Source organism: Rhodococcus sp. 15-2388-1-1a (assembly GCF_002259145.1).
GTDB lineage: Bacteria > Actinomycetota > Actinomycetes > Mycobacteriales > Mycobacteriaceae > Rhodococcoides.
The window spans coordinates 812013-829910 of sequence record NZ_NPFP01000008.1; the positions used below are offsets into that span (position 1 = coordinate 812013).

Annotated in this window: 13 protein-coding genes and 1 riboswitch; of the genes, 9 read left to right on the forward strand and 4 right to left on the reverse strand. The window is 65.4% G+C overall.

The genetic code is table 11. The features are described from left to right. Nucleotides 1–24: 24 nt before the first annotated feature. On the reverse strand, nucleotides 25–495 hold the full coding sequence (locus CH302_RS08175) for a DUF4262 domain-containing protein (protein WP_037189256.1): 471 nt from the start codon (nucleotides 493–495) through the stop codon (nucleotides 25–27). Nucleotides 496–640: 145 nt separating this feature from the next. On the opposite strand from CH302_RS08175, the gene CH302_RS08180 reads away from it, so the two are divergent. From CH302_RS08180 to CH302_RS08220, 9 genes are all read left to right on the forward strand, one after another. Next, nucleotides 641–1945, forward strand: coding sequence for a DEAD/DEAH box helicase (locus CH302_RS08180; protein ID WP_037189255.1), 1305 nt, complete (start codon nucleotides 641–643; stop codon nucleotides 1943–1945). Then, complete coding sequence (locus CH302_RS08185; protein ID WP_037189254.1) at nucleotides 1942–2841, forward strand: DMT family transporter; 900 nt, start codon at nucleotides 1942–1944, stop codon at nucleotides 2839–2841. Before CH302_RS08180 ends, CH302_RS08185 begins: the two co-directional genes overlap by 4 nt. A gap of 11 nt (nucleotides 2842–2852) precedes the next feature. Next, nucleotides 2853–4289: a GuaB1 family IMP dehydrogenase-related protein gene (locus CH302_RS08190; RefSeq protein WP_037189253.1), complete on the forward strand. Its 1437-nt coding sequence runs from the start codon at nucleotides 2853–2855 to the stop codon at nucleotides 4287–4289. A gap of 346 nt (nucleotides 4290–4635) precedes the next feature. Beyond that, nucleotides 4636–6015, forward strand: a complete 1380-nt coding sequence (locus CH302_RS08195) for a hemolysin family protein (protein WP_037189252.1) — start codon at nucleotides 4636–4638, stop codon at nucleotides 6013–6015. Continuing rightward, a complete protein-coding gene (locus CH302_RS08200; RefSeq protein ID WP_037189251.1) occupies nucleotides 6008–7144 on the forward strand; it encodes a hemolysin family protein in 1137 nt (378 codons plus the stop codon). The genes CH302_RS08195 and CH302_RS08200 overlap by 8 nt, the downstream gene beginning before the upstream one ends. Further along, nucleotides 7145–8059 carry a hypothetical protein gene (locus CH302_RS08205; RefSeq protein ID WP_037189250.1) on the forward strand — a complete coding sequence of 305 codons (915 nt, stop codon included), beginning with the start codon at nucleotides 7145–7147 and terminating at the stop codon, nucleotides 8057–8059. Nucleotides 8060–8125: 66 nt separating this feature from the next. Next, the gene (locus CH302_RS08210; RefSeq protein WP_037189970.1) at nucleotides 8126–10300 is read left to right on the forward strand and encodes a malate synthase G; all 2175 of its coding nucleotides are present in this window, start codon (nucleotides 8126–8128) and stop codon (nucleotides 10298–10300) included. Nucleotides 10301–10367: 67 nt separating this feature from the next. Beyond that, complete coding sequence (locus CH302_RS08215) at nucleotides 10368–12026, forward strand: substrate-binding and VWA domain-containing protein (protein ID WP_176460664.1); 1659 nt, start codon at nucleotides 10368–10370, stop codon at nucleotides 12024–12026. 3 nt (nucleotides 12027–12029) lie between these two features. Further along, nucleotides 12030–13169, forward strand: coding sequence for a metallophosphoesterase (locus CH302_RS08220; protein WP_037189249.1), 1140 nt, complete (start codon nucleotides 12030–12032; stop codon nucleotides 13167–13169). A 60-nt stretch (nucleotides 13170–13229) separates the two neighbouring features. On the opposite strand, the gene gcvP is transcribed toward CH302_RS08220, so the two are convergent. The 3 genes from gcvP to CH302_RS08235 all read right to left on the reverse strand — a co-directional run bounded on the left by gcvP (nucleotide 13230) and on the right by CH302_RS08235 (nucleotide 17813). After that, nucleotides 13230–16082 (reverse strand): aminomethyl-transferring glycine dehydrogenase, encoded by a 2853-nt coding sequence (gene gcvP, locus CH302_RS08225; RefSeq protein WP_037189248.1) that lies wholly within the window; start codon nucleotides 16080–16082, stop codon nucleotides 13230–13232. 193 nt (nucleotides 16083–16275) lie between these two features. Then, nucleotides 16276–16373, reverse strand: a riboswitch (glycine riboswitch). 11 nt (nucleotides 16374–16384) lie between these two features. Then, nucleotides 16385–16942 carry a MerR family transcriptional regulator gene (locus CH302_RS08230; RefSeq protein ID WP_052047548.1) on the reverse strand — a complete coding sequence of 186 codons (558 nt, stop codon included), beginning with the start codon at nucleotides 16940–16942 and terminating at the stop codon, nucleotides 16385–16387. Nucleotides 16943–17339: 397 nt separating this feature from the next. Continuing rightward, nucleotides 17340–17813, reverse strand: a complete 474-nt coding sequence (locus tag CH302_RS08235) for a bifunctional nuclease family protein (RefSeq protein WP_037189246.1) — start codon at nucleotides 17811–17813, stop codon at nucleotides 17340–17342. Between the last annotated feature and the right edge of the window lie 85 nt (nucleotides 17814–17898).

Sequence of the window (17898 nt, forward strand, 5' to 3'; positions counted from 1 at the left end):
CGGTGAGACGTACCGGCAACCCGGTCAGACGGGCACCGGCCCGAGGACCGGCTGGACCATCGTCGACGGGATGCCCTCCCACGGGAGTGCACCTTCCAGGTCCTTCCACACCGCCTGTACGGCACTGAAGCAACCTGTGCCGTACACGTCGGATGCCGTGTACAGGATGTCCGCACAGTCCGGAACATCGATGGTGAATATCTCGAATCCCGCGGCAGAGCAACCGATTCCGGCTTCGAGTTCCAGCATCCCCGAGGCCACCGACGCGCCGAGTGCGTTCAGTATCCGAGAGGATTCGGTCGGCCCACGCCCCGTCAGGACTATTTCCGGACTCCCGAAATCGGTGAGGCCGACGGTGTAACAGAACGCCGGGTGGATTCCGTCACGGTCGACCTCGGATTCGACGTATTGCAATGCCCACCCGAATTGCTCCATGGTGCGCCTGACGTCTCCGATGTACTCGTCGACGCCGAAGCCCTGACACATCTTGCACATAGCTCCCCCACACTCTGCGTGCGATCGCCCCCTCGGCAATCACTGTGTCGAACGCCGATCGAACATGCGTTCTACCCCGAGTATTGCGCGGGGCACCGACAAGAAGATTCCGACGCCTGGTCGACGCAGCGGTAGGGTCACATCCATGCCGGGTCAATCCGTTCGATCGTTCGCAGAACTGGGACTGCCCGTGGTTCTCGTGCACTCGCTGAGGAAAGCGGGTGTCTCCGAGCCGTTTCCGATCCAGTCCGCCGCCCTGCCCGATGCGCTTGCGGGCCGCGATGTGCTCGGCCGTGCTCCGACCGGATCGGGGAAGACTCTCGCATTCGGGCTACCGCTGCTCGTGCGGCTCGCCGGCCGTCGCAGTGAGCCCGGTGCACCGCGTGGACTCGTCCTGGCTCCCACGCGCGAACTTGCGCTCCAGATCCAGGAAGTGCTCGACGTCCACGGTGCGACATTCGGCCTGCGCAGCGTCGGTGTGGTCGGCGGAGTTCCGCTCGAGCGCAATGTTCGAGAGATCCAGCGCGGAATCGACATCGTGGTTGCCACCCCCGGTCGCCTCAACGACCTGCTCGCGCGACGCTCGATCACGTTGAATCGCGTGGAGGTGACCGTGATCGACGAGGCGGATCGCATGGTGGACATGGGATTTCTGCCTCAGGTCGAGTCGCTTCTCGCCGCGACACCGGCCGTCGGCCAGCGGCTGCTGTTCTCGGCGACCCTGGACGAGGACGTCGACCGCCTGGTCGCGAAGTTCCTGAACGATCCGGCCGAACATTCCACGGCGGAGTCGGTGAGCGAGCCCGACATTGCGCACTACGTGTTCAGGGTCGATGCTGCCCGCAAGACCGAAGTGGCTGCCGCACTTGCCAACAGAGACGGTCGCACGTTGCTGTTCGTCCGCACCACTCACGCGGTCGACCGACTCACCGACGACTGTCGCCGGCTGGGCGTATCGGTATCGTCGTTGCACGGCAACAAGACTCAGGCACACCGCACACGTTCGCTTGCCGCTTTCGGCGACGGCGTATCGACTGCGCTGATCGCGACCGACGTCGCGGCACGCGGGGTTCACGTCGACGACGTCACCCTCGTGGTCCACGTCGACCCACCGTTGGATTCCAAGGACTACGTGCATCGCGCAGGCCGCACTGCACGCGCCGGAGCCAGCGGAACCGTCGTGACGTTGGCCACCGCCGAACAGCTGGATCACGTGTGTGCGATGGCAGGCGACGCCGGTGTCTCGGCAACGGTGGTCGACACCGAGACCGATCCCACCTCGTGGCGTCGTCTGACCGGGGCGCGTACACCCATCGGCAGACCGCTGCCGGCCGAGGCTGCGGAATCACCCGCACCTCGTGGTTCACGACGCGGTGCCGCACCCGTCCGACACGAGCGAAGCGGGCGGGCCGGAGGCAGGCGGGGCGGCAGCAGAGGACGACGCGGGTGACGGCCTCCTGGTTGTCGATCGCGCTCGCCCTGGTTTCGGCATTCCTGTTCGCCTGTGCGTCGGTGGCACAGCAGAGCGCCGCAGCATCGGTTCCCGAGGGAACGTCACTGCTCTCGGCCCTGATCCGAAGCCCGAGATGGTGGGTGGGCGTACTCGGCGACGGGGGCGGCTACGCGGTTCAGATCGCTGCGTTGTGGGTCGGTTCTGTCCTGGTCGTACAGCCCTTGCTGGTCACCGCCTTGCTGTTCGCCCTCCCGATGTCGGCGAAATTGGCGGGCCGGGCACTCCCCGCCTCGACGTGGGCGCTCGCATTTCTCCTGGCTGCGGCCCTCGCGGTGTTCATCGTGGTCGGCGATCCCAGCAAAGGTGACACCGACGCCCCTCTGTCCGACTGGATCGTGCCGCTGATCATCGCCGCGGTCGTGATCGGTGGCGCTGCGGTGGGTGGTCTCCTGCTCAGAACTCCCGGCGCGCGGGCTCTGTTGCTCGGAGCCGCGGGAGGCTTGCTGTTCGGGTTGGCTGCGGCTCTGACGAAGTTCGTCACCGATCTGGTGGAGAGCGACCTGCTCGGTGCACTGGCCGCCTGGCAGACCTACGCCCTGGTGGGATCAGGTGCTCTCGGGTTCTATCTGCAGCAGCGCGCATTTCAGGTCGGCCCCCTGTCCGCGTCGCTACCGGCCGTCACGATCGGCGAGCCTCTCGGCGCGGCGTTCATCGGCATCGCGGTTCTGGACGAGCGAATCAGAACCGACGGGGCTTCTCTCGCCATCATCGCCGTGGCGGTGTTCGTCATGGTCGTCACGACGATTCGACTGTCGCGGACTCAGGCGTCGACCCGCATCGAAACGGAGACGATGGACGGGGCGTCGGCCCCACCGATTGCGACCGACCGGTAGTCTCGATCAACGTGCAGTTCCTCGATGGTCACCGACCGCCCTACGATCTCACCTACGACGATGTCTTCCTCGTCCCCAACCGAACCGACGTCACGTCGCGGTTCGATGTCGACCTGAGTACCGTCGACGGTTCGGGAACCACCATTCCGATCGTCGTGTCGAACATGACCGCGGTGTCCGGACGGCGCATGGCCGAAACCGTCGCACGCCGCGGAGCGATCGCAGTGATCCCACAGGATCTCCCCACCGAGGCCGTCGCCGAGACCGTCGCATTCGTCAAGAGTCGTGACCTGATCGCGGACACACCTGTCGTCCTCGGCCCCAACGAGTCCGTGTCCGACGCCCTGGCCCTGATGCACAAGCGTGCACACGGGTCGGTCGTGATCGTCGAACACGGCAAGCCGATCGGAGTGGTGTCCGAGAGCGCCTGCGCCGACGTCGACCGATTCGCGCGGCTCAGTTCCGTGGCGTCGGCCGACTTCGTGCGCGCCCCTCGCCATGCGTCGCCCAAGGAAGTCTTCGAGCTGATGGAGGCGGCACACGCCCACCTTGCCGTCGTCGTCGAGAACGACGGCTCCCTCGCAGGTGTCGTGACGAGGACCGGCGCCGTTCGGACCGGCATCTACGCGCCTGCAGTCGACGCGTCGGGACGCCTCCGTATCGCTGCCGCGGTCGGCATCAACGGCAACGTGGCCGAGAAGGCGACCGCACTGGTCGAGGCCGGAGCCGATGTGCTCGTGATGGACACCGCTCACGGGCATCAGCAGAAGATGCTCGAAGCCCTCGCTGCCGTGCGCTCCCTCGATCTCGGCGTTCCCCTGGCGGCGGGCAACGTGGTGTCCGCCCAGGGCACGCGCGATCTCGTGCAGGCGGGGGCAGACATCGTCAAGGTCGGCGTCGGGCCAGGAGCGATGTGCACGACACGCATGATGACCGGCGTCGGACGCCCCCAGTTCTCGGCTGTTGCCGATTGCTCCGCGGCGGCGGCCGAACTCGGGGCGTCGGTGTGGGCCGACGGCGGTGTGCGCCATCCTCGTGACGTTGCACTCGCACTGGCTGCCGGTGCCGCGAACGTCATGATCGGCTCGTGGTTCGCCGGCACCTACGAGTCGCCCGGCGACCTGCGAGTGGACGCATCGGGCAATCGGTACAAGGAGAGCTTCGGTATGGCGTCCAAGCGCGCCGTTGCCGCCCGTACCGCCACCGACGGGGCATTCGACCGGGCTCGCAAGGCCTTGTTCGAGGAGGGCATCTCCAGTTCGCGGATGCGCCTCGATCCCGATCGGCCGGGTGTCGAGGATCTGATCGATCACATCTGTGCCGGAGTTCGCAGTACCTGTACGTATGCCGGAGCCCGATCGCTTCCGGAGTTGGCCGAACGAGCGGTTCTGGGAGTCCAGTCCGCCGCCGGATTCGCCGAGGGACGGCCCCTGCCCTCCGGGTGGTGACCGTCGGGCACGGTTAGACTCACCAACAGCACACACAGTTGTTCGCGCTCGCCACGCGTCGGAATTCGAGCATTCGATTCCCGACGCGTGGCCGAACGGTCGGTTCCGCACGGAGTGGGACCACAGCGCGAACCGGACAGAAGGGAATCAGGTGCCCGAGGCACCCACTATCTCGGTTGCCGTCGCGGCAACTGCGGAACAACACGACGACGGTTCCACGTCGGAGGGATCCTCTATCGAGCCGGGAGAGAAACCCGGCGACACAGATTTCGGCAGCCACGTGCACTCCGGCGGCGCGATGCTCCTTTCCCAGCTTCGACGGTCCCGGCTCAGGCGGAGTTGACGCGTGGCACTTCTTCTCACCATCGTCAGCCTGCTCGGTTTCGTCGCCTTGACGGCAGGCACCGCGCTGTTCGTCGCGGCCGAGTTCTCCCTCACTGCTCTCGAACGCAGTGCAGTCGAGTCACAGGCAGCGAACGGCGACCTGCGCTCCCGCCAAGTTCTGCACGCCCACAAGACACTGTCCTTTCAGCTGTCCGGCGCCCAACTCGGCATCACCATCACGACACTGATCACCGGCTACCTCGCCGAACCGGTACTGGCCGGCTTCATTCGACCCGTGGCCGACGCGTTGGGCGCATCCGAGACCCTCTCCGCAGGCATCTCGCTCGCGGTGGCTCTGATCCTGGCCACCTCGTTCTCGATGATCTTCGGTGAGCTGGTTCCCAAGAACATCGCCATCGCGAAACCGATGTCGACCGCTCGTGTCACCGCCGGTGCGATGGCCGGGTTCTCGCTGGTCTTCAAATGGGCCATCAACGGGCTCAACGGGTCGGCGAACTGGCTGGTACGCCGGCTCGGGATCGAGCCGGCCGAGGAACTGAGATCCGCGCGGTCGCCGCAGGAACTGGGTTCACTGGTCCGCACGTCGGCACGGCAGGGATCGATCGACGAGAACACTGCCCGACTGGTGGATCGGTCGTTGCAGTTCGGTGATCGCACGGCCGAGGAACTGATGACGCCGCGAGTGAAGATCGAAACGCTCGCCACCGACGCGACCGTGGCCGATCTGATCCAAACGGCTGCGCGAACCGGCTTCTCGCGGTTTCCGGTGGTCGACGGCGATCTGGACGACACCATCGGCGTCGTTCACATCAAGCATGCGTTCACCGTCGCCGGATCGCACCGTCGCTCGACGACGGTCGAGTCTCTGGCACGCGACGTACCGGTCGTACCGTCCAGCCTCGACGGCGATGCGGTGATGGAGCGGGTGCGCGCCGACGGTATGCAGGTCGCGCTCGTCGTCGACGAATACGGCGGTACCGCGGGCATGGTCACGATGGAGGACCTGATCGAGGAGATCGTCGGTGACGTGCGCGACGAACACGACGAGCCGGAGCTCGACGTCTCCAGGTCGGGCGACGGATGGGATTGCGCAGGCCTGCTGCGTATCGACGAGGTCGCGTCGGCCACGGGGTACTCCGCGCCGGAGGGCGAGTACGAAACCATCGGCGGTCTGGTACTGACCGAGTTGGGTCGCATTCCGACCGAGGGGGACGCAGTTCTGCTGCCTTCCCCGGCCAACGAGGATCCGCTCGAGCGAGACGGCGGTTGGGTGGCACGAGTGATCCGTATGGACGGCCGCCGCATCGACCGGGTGGTGCTCCTGCCCGTCGACGCGGCAGCGGTGGCTCGGATGAGATCGGACGGTGAGATCGATGGGTGATTTCCTCGGAGTCGGTCTCGCCGTTCTGTTGCTCGCAGGCAACGCCTTCTTCGTCGGTGCCGAGTTCGCACTGATCTCGGCCCGGCGGGATCGCCTCGAAGCTCTGCTCGCGCAAGGCAAGAAGCGCGCGCAGAGTGTCATCGAGGCCGGTCAGAACCTGTCGCAGATGCTCGCTGCTGCCCAGCTCGGTATCACGATCTGTTCGATCCTTCTCGGTCGTGTGGCGGAGCCCGCGGTGGCACACCTGATCGAGGTTCCGCTCGAGGCAGTCGGCATTCCCGAGTCCTTCCTGCACCCGATCGCCTTCGCCATCGCGTTGACGCTCGTGGTCGTGCTGCACATTCTCATCGGCGAGATGGTGCCCAAGAACATCGCCATCGCGGGCCCGGAGAGCACTGCGATGGTTCTGGTGCCCATCCATCTGCTGTTCATCAAGGTGGCGCTGCCGCTGATCTCGTTCTACAACATGTGCGCCAACCTGACCCTTCGACTGCTGCGGATCGAACCCAAGGACGAGCTGAGTTCCTCGGTGTCGGCGGTCGAGTTGTCGCAGATGATCGGCGAATCACGATCGGAAGGATTGATCGACGCCGAGGAGCATCGACGATTGCGGCAGGCACTCGAGACATCCGGCCGGACGGTGGGTGAAGTTCTGATTCCCTCGCACCAGGTTCGCAGTATCGAGTTGTCCGGGCCCGACCACACTCTCGGACCCACTCTCGGCTCCGTCGAACGTGCTGTCATCGAAACGGGATTCTCTCGCTATCCGGTTCGCGACGCCTCGGGGGCACTGGTGGGCTACCTGCATCTGAAGGACGTGCTCGACGACATGGCCGACGAGTCGGCAGGACCGGACACGGTCATTCCTCGCAGCGATGTGCGGGCGCTACCGGTGGTCTCCATCGACACGGTGCTCGACGACGCATTGACCAAGTTGCGTCGGGCCAGCAGCCATCTCGGTGCCGTGCACGACGCAACCGGTGCCACGGTCGGCATCGTCGCCCTCGAGGACCTGGTCGAGGAGTTCGTCGGTACGGTTCGAGACGGCACCCACCGAGTGGCCGGTCCTCGTCCTGGTCAATCGTCGTCCAGCGTCGAGTCCACGCCCGCTCCCCCACGGAACGTGTGAATGTCGGACTCGACGTTGCTGCGCGAGGAGCAGTGGATCACTCGTCGCGCTGCGCATGCAGCGCGGGTGGAGAACCTGGTCGGTGACTATCTGACCGACCGGGGTCACGGCGGCGTTCATCCGGTTCTCGACTTCCTGTTCACCTATTACAGTCATCGCCCGGGTCAGCTGCGCCGGTGGAATCCAGGCCACGGCGTTGTCCTCACCGGTGATAGTGCGCACGATTTCGCGGCGTTCGCGTCCTACGAGCAGGTGGACACCGACGACGGCCCGGGTTTTCGGGTGCGGTCGGATCTGGTGGAGCGACGACGATCGAGTATCGAATTCACCCTCGGCCTGCTCGCCGCCACCCGGGAAAAGCCCCCGGTGCTCGGCTGTTTCGGACTGCACGAGTGGGCGATGGTCTATCGCGGGGGTACCTCGGCACAGCGTCACGAGCAGGTGCCGTTGCGTCTCGGACACGACGGAACCGATGCTGTGGTCGATTCGATGACGTTGCGCTGCACCCACTACGACGCCTTCCGGTTCTTCACCCCCGACGCTGCGCCGCGCAACGCTCTTGCGCTGTCTCCGGATTCGCGTCTGACATCCGAGCAACCCGGTTGTATCCATGCCTCGATGGATCTGTACAAGTGGTGCTACAAGCTGGGGCCGCTGATCGATTCCGAGTTTCTCACCGACTGCTTCGAACTGGCTCTGCACGCGCGAACGATCGACATGCGCGCGAGTCCGTACGACCTGAGCGACTACGATCTCGAACCCATTCGGATCGAGACCGCGGCCGGTCGCGCGGAATACGTGCGTGCGCAGGGAGAATTGTCGAGCGAAGCGGCACCTCTGCGTTCGGCGTTGATCGCTCGATGCCAGAATTTACTGATCGGCGGCGAGTTCGGCGTCGGACCTACCGCCGAGTAACATCGACAGCGTTGTCGTGGGGACACCGGTCAGCCGGTGTCCGTGACCGGAAAGAGTGAGGAATTCATGACCGATCGTGTGCAGGCTGGTGGACTTCAGGTCGCCAAGGTCCTATTCGATTTCGTCGAGAAGGAGGCGCTGCCGGGTACGAACGTAGATTCGGATGCCTTCTGGGCCGGTGCTGCGTCGGTGATCGCCGATCTCGCTCCCAAGAACAAGTCGTTGCTGGCTGTGCGCGACGAGATCCAGGGCAAGGTCGACGCCTGGCACGGCGAGCACGCAGGCCCGAACTACGACCGAGCCGCGTACAAGGCATTCCTGAAGGAGATCGGCTACCTGCTCGACGAGCCGGCCGACTTCCAGATCAGCACCTCCGGTGTCGACACCGAGATCACGACCACTGCAGGACCGCAGCTCGTGGTGCCGGTGCTCAATGCCCGGTTCGCGATCAACGCGTCCAACGCACGGTGGGGCTCGCTGTACGACGCTCTCTACGGAACCGATGTCATTCCCGAGACCGACGGAGCCGAGAAGGGCACCAGCTACAACCGGGTCCGCGGCGACAAGGTCATCGCCTTCGCGCGGGACTTCCTGGACGAGGCGCTGCCCCTGAGCTCCGGCTCGCACGTCGGCACCACCGGATACGTCGTCGACGCGGCATCGCTGACGGTGACTCTGTCCGACGGCAGCACGGTCGGGCTGAAGGATCCGTCACAGCTGCTCGGATACCAGGGCACCCCGGACGCGCCGTCGGCAATCCTGTTCGTGCACAACGGCTTGCACTTCGAGATCCAGATCGACCCCGAGAGCCCGATCGGCAAGACCGACGGCGCAGGCGTCAAGGACGTCCTGCTCGAGTCGGCCGTCACCACCATCATGGACTTCGAGGACTCCGTCGCTGCAGTCGATGCGGACGACAAGGTCCTCGGCTACCGCAACTGGCTCGGTCTGATGAAGGGCGATCTGACCGAGGAAGTCTCCAAGGGTGGCAGAAGCTTCACTCGTGCCATGAACAAGGACCGCACCTACACCTCGGTCGACGGTTCCGAACTGACACTGCACGGTCGCTCACTGCTGTTCGTCCGCAACGTCGGTCACCTGATGACGTCGGATGCGATCCTCGATGCCGACGGCAACGAGGTGCCCGAGGGAATTCTCGACGCACTGTTCACCTCGCTGGCCGGTATGCACTCGCTGACCTCGGACAACGTGCTGTCCAACTCACGCACCGGTTCGCTGTACATCGTCAAGCCCAAGATGCACGGACCGGACGAGGTCGCGTTCACCGCGGAGCTGTTCGGCCGTGTCGAGCAGGTTCTCTCGCTGCCGACCAACACGCTCAAGGTCGGCATCATGGACGAGGAACGCCGCACGACGGTCAACCTCAAGGCGTGCATCCAGGCCGCCTCCGAGCGGGTCGTGTTCATCAACACCGGCTTCCTCGACCGCACCGGCGACGAGATCCACACCTCGATGGAGGCAGGTCCCGTCGTTCGCAAGGGCGCGATGAAGGGCGAGAAGTGGATCGCCGCCTACGAGGATTTCAACGTCGACACCGGCCTGGCTGCAGGCCTCGAAGGCAAGGCCCAGATCGGCAAGGGCATGTGGGCCATGCCCGATCTGATGCACGACATGCTCGAGCAGAAGATCGGCCACCCCAAGGCCGGGGCCAACACGGCGTGGGTTCCCTCGCCCACCGCGGCGACCTTGCACGCCCTGCACTATCACAAGGTCGATGTGTTCGCCCGTCAGCACGAGATCGCACAGGCCAAGCGCGCCACTGTCGACGACATTCTCGAAATCCCTCTCGCGCCGTCCACGGACTGGACCGACGAGGAGAAGCAGAACGAACTCGACAACAACTCGCAGTCGATCCTGGGCTACGTGGTGCGATGGATCGACCACGGCGTCGGGTGCTCGAAGGTTCCCGACATCAACGACATCGCACTCATGGAAGACCGTGCGACGCTGCGCATTTCGAGTCAGTTCATCGCGAACTGGCTGCGCCACGGCATCGTCACCGAAGACCAGGTGCGCGAGTCGCTGAAGCGGATGGCCCCGGTGGTGGACCGTCAGAACGAATCCGATCCGACGTACAAGCCGTTGGCTCCCGAGTTCGACACCAACATCGCCTTCCAGGCTGCCAGTGACCTGATCTTCCAGGGCACGAGCCAGCCCAACGGCTACACCGAGCCGATCCTGCATCGTCGCCGACGGGAGTACAAGGCCGTCAACGCCTGACGGACTTGTCGATCACGTGGGTGAACATCGGAACACAGGGCGCGGGCGTTCGATAGCCGCCGGACCCGTGATCGTCGTGATAACGATCGCGGTGCTGGTTGCGGCCGTGTTCGGATGGTTTCAGCTGCGGGATCGCATCTTCGATCAAGGGGTCGAAGCTGCCGACACCTGTGTGGAGGGATCGGCGGTGCTCACTGTCGCCGCCGATCCCGACATCTCCGGGCCTGTCGAACAACTGGCTGCTCGATTCAACGACACCGCACCGGTGGTGCGGGATCACTGTGTGACGGTGCAGGTTCGAGCTACGTCTTCGGACGCCGTGCGGACGGCGTTGAACGCCGGTATCGACAACTGGGACATCGAAGCACTCGGTGCTCGGCCGGGCCTGTGGATACCTCAGTCCTCGGGTGACGTCGAAGCCGTCACCGACAGGGGTGCCGTCGACGGCACCCCGCGGCCACTCGCGACGAGTCCGGTCGTACTCGCGGTGCCGTCTGCTGTGGCCGATGCTCTGACCACTGTGAGCTGGGCCGACCTGGTCCGACTGCAACGCGACCCACAGTCACTCGGTCTCGGCGAGTGGGGCGCACTCCGTCTCGCCCTTCCGACCGGATCCGATTCCGGCGCAACCACACTCGCGGTCGCCGCGATCGCTGCCGGGGTACGCGGCGATCCGACCACTGCACTGACCCTCGAACAGGTCTCGTCGAGAGAACTGATCTCGGCAGTGTCGGAGCTGGCTCTCACCGACACCGGCGCCTCCGCGACGTCCGCGTCCACCACCTACGACGCGCTCGCGGCCCTCGAGAACGCGCCCGGCCCCGACGGCCCCGTCCACGCGGTTCCGGTCACCGAACAACAGCTGGCATCGACCGATTCCTCGACGTTGACCGCCGTCGAGCCTCAGGGCCCCGCTCCCGTTGCCGATCATCCCGCGGCCGTGCTCTCCGGTGACGAGACATCGACCCGGGCTGCCGCCGCGTTCGTCGATTTCGTCCGGCAGCCGGACGGTGCGCAGTTGCTCACGGATGCGGGCTTCGGCGTCGGCGAGACAGTGAACGCGGACGCGGTCACTGCTCCTTCCGGACCGGTCGCCGACGCACTGCTGGCCGTGTTGCGAAATCCGGTCCTGCCGCGCCGCGCCACGGTACTGCTCGACGTATCCGAGTCGATGGGCACCGCCGAAGGCAGTGCAACTCGGCTGCAGAACACGGTTCGCGCCCTCGACGAGCAGTTCCAGCGAGTACCCGACTCCACCGAGCTGGGCCTGTGGAGCTTCAGCGAGGATCTGGACAACTCGCTGCCTTTCCGAGTGGATGTCCCCACCGGCCCGATGACGGTTCCGGTCGGAGCCACTCCCAGACGCGCAGCACTCTCCACCACCGCGGCGGCGTTGACGCCGGCAACCGGGTCGTTCACGTACGCGTCCGTACTCGTCGCGTATCTCGACGCCGTCGCCGGATACGTTCCCGGCCGCGTCAATTCCGTCGTGCTGATCACCGACGGCCCGGACGACTCCTCTTTGTCCATGGAGGATTTGCTCACCGACCTGACCGCCGCGGCCGATCCGGCGCGTCCGGTCGCGGTGAACATCGTGCAGATCGGGGACAACCCGGATGTGTCCTCGTTCGACGACATCGCAGCCAGGACCGGCGGCACCGTGGAAGCAGTGTCGACATCGGATTCTCCAGACCTCATCGATCGACTCGGAAAGTTGCTGTACTAGAACATGTCTCGTGTACTTTTTGTCGGCGTCTTCTTACTCCTCGTCACCCTGTTTCTGCACTGGCGATTCCTCTCCGTGACCAGGATGCCGACTCGTCCCAAACGGGCTGTCGATGCCGTGCTGGCGCTCCTGTGGCTGTGTGCGGTGATCGGCTTCGGCAGCGGCGTCGCATTCGATCCGTCCTGGGCACGGGGCCCCGCGTTCGTCGGCCTCAGCTGGCTCGCCGTCGTGCTGTACTTGTTCCTGGGAACGCTTCTGGTGGCCGTGGTATGCACCGTCCTGAGAGTGGTTTTCGCTGCGAGGCATCGTGATTCGTCCGCTGCTCGACTGCGTGTGTCGAGGATCGGCTCGGCGGCGGTGGCACTGGTCAGCGTGGTCGCAGTGGGGTACGGACTCGTCGAGGCGGCAACTCCGCGTGCGACGAACACCGACGTCGCACTCGACCGGCTACCGACCGAATTCGACGGAGTCCGAGTGGCGTTGGTGTCGGATCTGCATGCCGGTCCCTCCCGCGGCGCGGATTTCGTTCGTGAGGTCGTCGATTCGATCAACGCCCAGAATCCAGATGTCGTGCTGCTCGACGGCGATCTCATCGACGGCACGGTTGCTCTGGTGGGAGAAGATCTCGAGCCGCTCCGCGACCTCGATGCCCCACTCGGTGTGTTCGCCGTCAGCGGCAATCACGAGTTCTACGCGGGCGACGGCGGCGAATGGCTCGACTTCTGGTCGACGCTCGGAATCGACGTTCTGCGCAACGAACGCGCGACGATCACTCGTGGCGACGCTGCAATCGATATCGCCGGCATCAACGACGCCACCGCACCGGCCCCGTACGAACCCGATCTCGCCGCGGCATTGGACGGGATCGATCCCGATCGATTCGTACTACTGATGGCACACCAGCCGTTGCAGGCGGTGGAGGCATCGGACTTCGGAGTCGACATGCAGGTGTCCGGGCACACGCACGGGGGTCAGATCTGGCCGATCCGTTATCTGGTGCCGCTACAGCAGCCCAGTGTCGAAGGGCTGGACACGATCGGCAACACCACGCTATACACCACCCGCGGCGCGGGTGCGTGGGGTCCACCGGTCCGCGTCGCCGCTCCGCCCGAGATCGCGATGCTCGAGCTCACCCGGGGCTGAAGCCCCCGACGCGAATACGACAGAGCCCGCCACGTCGACGTGGCGGGCTCTGTTCTCGGCTCAGGCGAACGCCTCGATCGGTGGGCACGAGCACACCAGATTGCGATCACCGTGGGCACCGTCGATGCGACGCACCGCGGGCCACACCTTGGGACGGTCGTAGCCCGCCGGGTAGGCAGCGAGTTCCCGTGAGTACGGGTGATCCCACTCGGCAACCAGACTCCGAGCGGTGTGCGGTGCACCTCGAAGTGGGTTGTCCTCGACCGTCCATTCGCCCGATCCGACGCGATCGATCTCTCCCCTGATGGCGATCATCGCATCGCAGAACGCGTCGATCTCCTCGAGATTCTCGCTCTCGGTCGGCTCGACCATCAGCGTTCCCGGCACCGGGAAGCTCATCGTGGGCGCGTGGAAGCCGTAGTCCGCCAACCTTTTCGCAACGTCGTCGACGGTGACTCCGGTGTCCTTGGTCAGGCCTCGCAGATCGAGGATGCACTCGTGGGCAACCATGCCGTTGTCGCCGGTGTACAGCACCGGGAAGTACTCGTCGAGGCGACGGGCGATGTAGTTGGCAGACGCGATCGCCGTCAACGTCGCCTGCCGCAGCCCCGTCGCACCCATCATCGCGATGTAGGCCCACGTGATCGTCAGAATCGAGGCACTGCCGTAGGGGGCACCGGACACCGTCGGTCCCGAACCGAGCTGCGGGGCCAGTGGGTGACCCGGCAGGTACGGCTGCAGGTGCGACCGCACACCGATGGGTCCGACCCCGGGCCCGCCGCCTCCGTGCGGGATGCAGAATGTCTTGTGCAGGTTCAGGTGGCTGACGTCGCCGCCGAATCGGCCGGGGCGTGCCAGCCCGACGAGAGCGTTGAGGTTGGCACCGTCGACGTACACCTGACCGCCCGCGTCGTGGACCGCTGCACAGATCTCGGAGATCTCGTGCTCGTACACGCCGTGGGTGGACGGATAGGTGATCATGATCGCGGCCAGGGTGTCGGAGTGCTCGGCGATCTTGGCGCGCAGGTCGTCGACATCGACGTCGCCGTTGGGCCGGCAGGCCACGACCACCACGCGCATGCCCACCATCACGGCCGAGGCTGCGTTGGTTCCGTGGGCGCTCGACGGGATCAGGCACACGGTGCGCTCGGCATCACCGTTGCCGAGGTGGTAGCGACGAATGGCGAGCAGACCCGCGTACTCGCCTTGGCTTCCCGCGTTGGGCTGCAGGCTGACCGCGTCGTAGCCGGTGATGTCCACGAGCCACCGTTCCAGGTCGGCGATCACCCGCAGCAGTCCGGGCACGTCCGAGGACGGGGCGAAGGGGTGCTGACGGGCGAACTGCGGCCAGGTGATGGACTCCATCTCCGCGGTCGCGTTCAGCTTCATCGTGCACGAGCCCAGCGGAATCATGCTGCGATCGAGCGCAATGTCCTTGTCGGACAACGCACGCAGATAGCGCAGCATGGCGGTCTCGGTGCGGTACCGGGTGAAGGCCGGGTGCGTGAGGTACTCCGAGGTGCGAGTCGTGTTCGCGGGCAACGACAGGGCCCCGGAACCGGCGGGTTCTGCACCGAACGCGGCGAGCGCGTTCGCGATGTGCTCGGGCGTCGTCGCCTCGTCGCACGCGACGGCCACGTGGTCGGCGTCGACCAGCCGCAGATTGATGCCACGCTGCTTGGCACCGTCGACGACGGCCTGAGCGCCACCCGGGATGGCAGCGAGGACGGTATCGAAGAATTCCGTGTGCACCACGTCGATACCCGCTGCCCGCAGACCTGCCGCCACGGTTCGAGCATGCGTATTCACCCGAGTTGCTATGGCCCGCAGTCCGTCTGCGCCGTGGTAGCTGGCGTACATCGCAGCGACGATGGCCAGCAGGACCTGAGCGGTACAGATGTTGGAAGTGGCCTTCTCGCGGCGGATGTGCTGCTCGCGGGTCTGCAGCGCCAGTCGGTAGGCGCTGTGACCGTCCGCATCGAGCGAGACCCCGACCAGACGGCCGGGTAGCTGACGGGAATGACCGGATCGCACTGCGAGGTAGCCGGCGTGCGGTCCGCCGTATCCCATCGGAACGCCGAATCGCTGGGTGGTTCCGAAGCAGACGTCCGCACCGATCTCACCGGGCGGAGTCACCACGGTGGCAGCGAGCAGGTCCACTCCCACTGCCACCAGCGCGCCGCGCTCGTGCGCGGCCTCGATGATCGCCGTGTGATCGACCAGACGGCCCGACGCTCCGGGCAGCTGCGCGAGGACACCGAAGAATTCTCCATCGGGGAGGCCGTCGGTCAGATCGGCGTAGACCAGTTCGATCCCCAACGGCTCGGCGCGAGTGGCCAATACGGCCACGGTCTGCGGGAAGATGTCGGAATCGACCAGTAGCCGAGGCGACTTCGATGCCCTGTTCGCGCGACGCATCAAGGTCATGGATTCGGCGGCCGCCGTCGACTCGTCGAGCATCGATGCATTCGCCACGTCCATGCCGGTGAGGTCGGCAACCATGGTCTGGAAGTTCAGCAGCGCTTCGAGTCGCCCCTGGCTGATTTCGGGCTGATACGGCGTGTACGCGGTGTACCAGGCCGGGTTCTCCAGAATGCCCCGGGTCAGCACCGGCGGGGTCAGCGTGTCGTAGTAGCCGAGGCCGATCATCGACGTCGCCACGGTGTTCTGCCCGGCGAGGTCGGCCAGTGCGGCAAGCACCTCGTGCTCGCTCAGCGCAGGCGGAAGCGTCGCCAAGCCGTCGGGAACGCCGTCGACCACGGTGTCGAGGATCGAGGACGGAACGGCCTTGCGGGCCAGCTCGTCGAGCGAGGCGACGCCGATCGTGTCGAGGATGCGAACCAACTCGGTCGGGTCCGGGCCGATGTGACGGTCCACGAAAGTGTGTGCGGGCGAGGCGGTTCGGTCGGTCACGATGTGCTCCCAGGTGCCGGAAAGACGAGGCGTCGGACGACCGAGGCATACGCTCCGGCCGCTCCTCCCCCTCTGTCGTGTGCCCGCTGACGCGTGCGCCTGAGAGATTCGGTCGGACACGGCGCGCCACTTCGGCGCGCCGGCACCTTTCCCCTTGGGCGGGTGGGTGCTCCCACCACTTTCCAGAGTTGTCGAAGCCCACACGGTCCGTGTGCCTGAGAGATTGACGGGGAGGTATTGCTCCTTCGGCGTCCGAGACTGGATGCCTCGGAACTCTCCCGCGCGGGCGCGACGGGGAAAGTCTAGCCGGTCTTGCGGCTCGCGCGATTCTTGCGTCGCGAGGCCAACTCGTCCTCGGGGCTGGGCTGGCTTTCACCGCCGTCGGCACGTTCGGCCGGGAAGTCGGCGATGGTGCCGGTGAGCTCGCGCATCGCGCCGTTCACGGCGATGCCGAACACGCCCTGCCCGCCTTGGAGCAGATCGACAACTTCTTCTGCCGAGGTGCACTCGTAGACGGTGGTGCCGTCGGAGAACAGCGTGATGTTGGCGAGATCGCCCACGCCACGCTGGCGCAGGTGATCGACTGCGACTCGGATGTTCTGCAGCGAGATGCCGGTATCGAGCAGCCGTTTGACGATCTTGAGGACCAGCATGTCTTTGAACGAGTACAGCCGCTGGCTTCCCGAACCCGCTGCGCCGCGGATCGACGGGACGACGAGCCCGGTGCGGGCCCAGTAATCGAGCTGACGGTAGGTGATGCCGGCGATCTGGCAGGCACTCGGCACGCGGTAGCCCACGAGTTCGTCGGGCACGGAGTCGTCCGGGAACAATCCCGGTTGAATGTCCTGGGGCGCTTCGATTCGGGCGCTCGACGCCTGTTCGGGGGTGTCGACCCGAGCATCGGCACCGACGGGCGTGTCCTCGGTCCGGCCTGCGGCTTCGGAACCTCGACTGCCGTGATGCTGCTGCGGCTGATCTCCCACTGACTGCTCCCTCTCGGATGTCTCACTGCGTTCGGATCGAGTCAGTACTGCGATCCGTCCGAGACACTGGAAATGTCTCGGTGTACTCGCGTGAAGTCATACCGTGTACCAGGCCAGAGTACGCCTCGACAGGTGTCGAAGAGGCGTGAACTGCACCGGATCGGTCCAGCGGCGGCGATGAACTTCACTGGCACGAACGTTATGGGGACGATCGTGCAGATTCAACGCAACGCGCCGTAAACCTGAACCTAAAGTTGAGGTTGAGACTCTTCTGTTACCCGTCGGTGGCTTTGAAGTCGTCCGGAGAGACCGATTCGAGGAACTCCTTGAACTTCTCGACCTCGTCCTCGCGCTCGTCGGGCATGATCAACCCGGCTTCGGCGAGCACAGGCTCCTCGGCAAAGATCGGCACCCCGGCCCGAAGAGCGATGGCAACGGAATCCGACGGCCGAGCGGAGACTCTGATGTCCTTGTCGAACACGAGATCGGCGTAGAAGGTGCCCTCCTGCAGATCGACGATGCGCACCTCCTTGAGCTGGTGCCCCAGTGCCGAGATCAGATTCTTGACGAGATCGTGGGTGAGTGGCCGAGCGGGTTGAACACCCTGCTGCTCCAAAGCAATTGCAGCAGCCTCGGTTTGACCGATCCAGATCGGGAGGTACCGGTCGCCGTCGGCCTCGCGCAACAGCAACACGGGCTGGTTCTGCGGCTGTTCGACACGAATACCGACCACACGCATCTCACTCATCGTGTCTGCCTCTCACCTCGAGAAATCCGGGCTGCACTGAAACTGGCTCAGCTCGTCGCTGCCGAGTCTATTGGAATTCGAAACG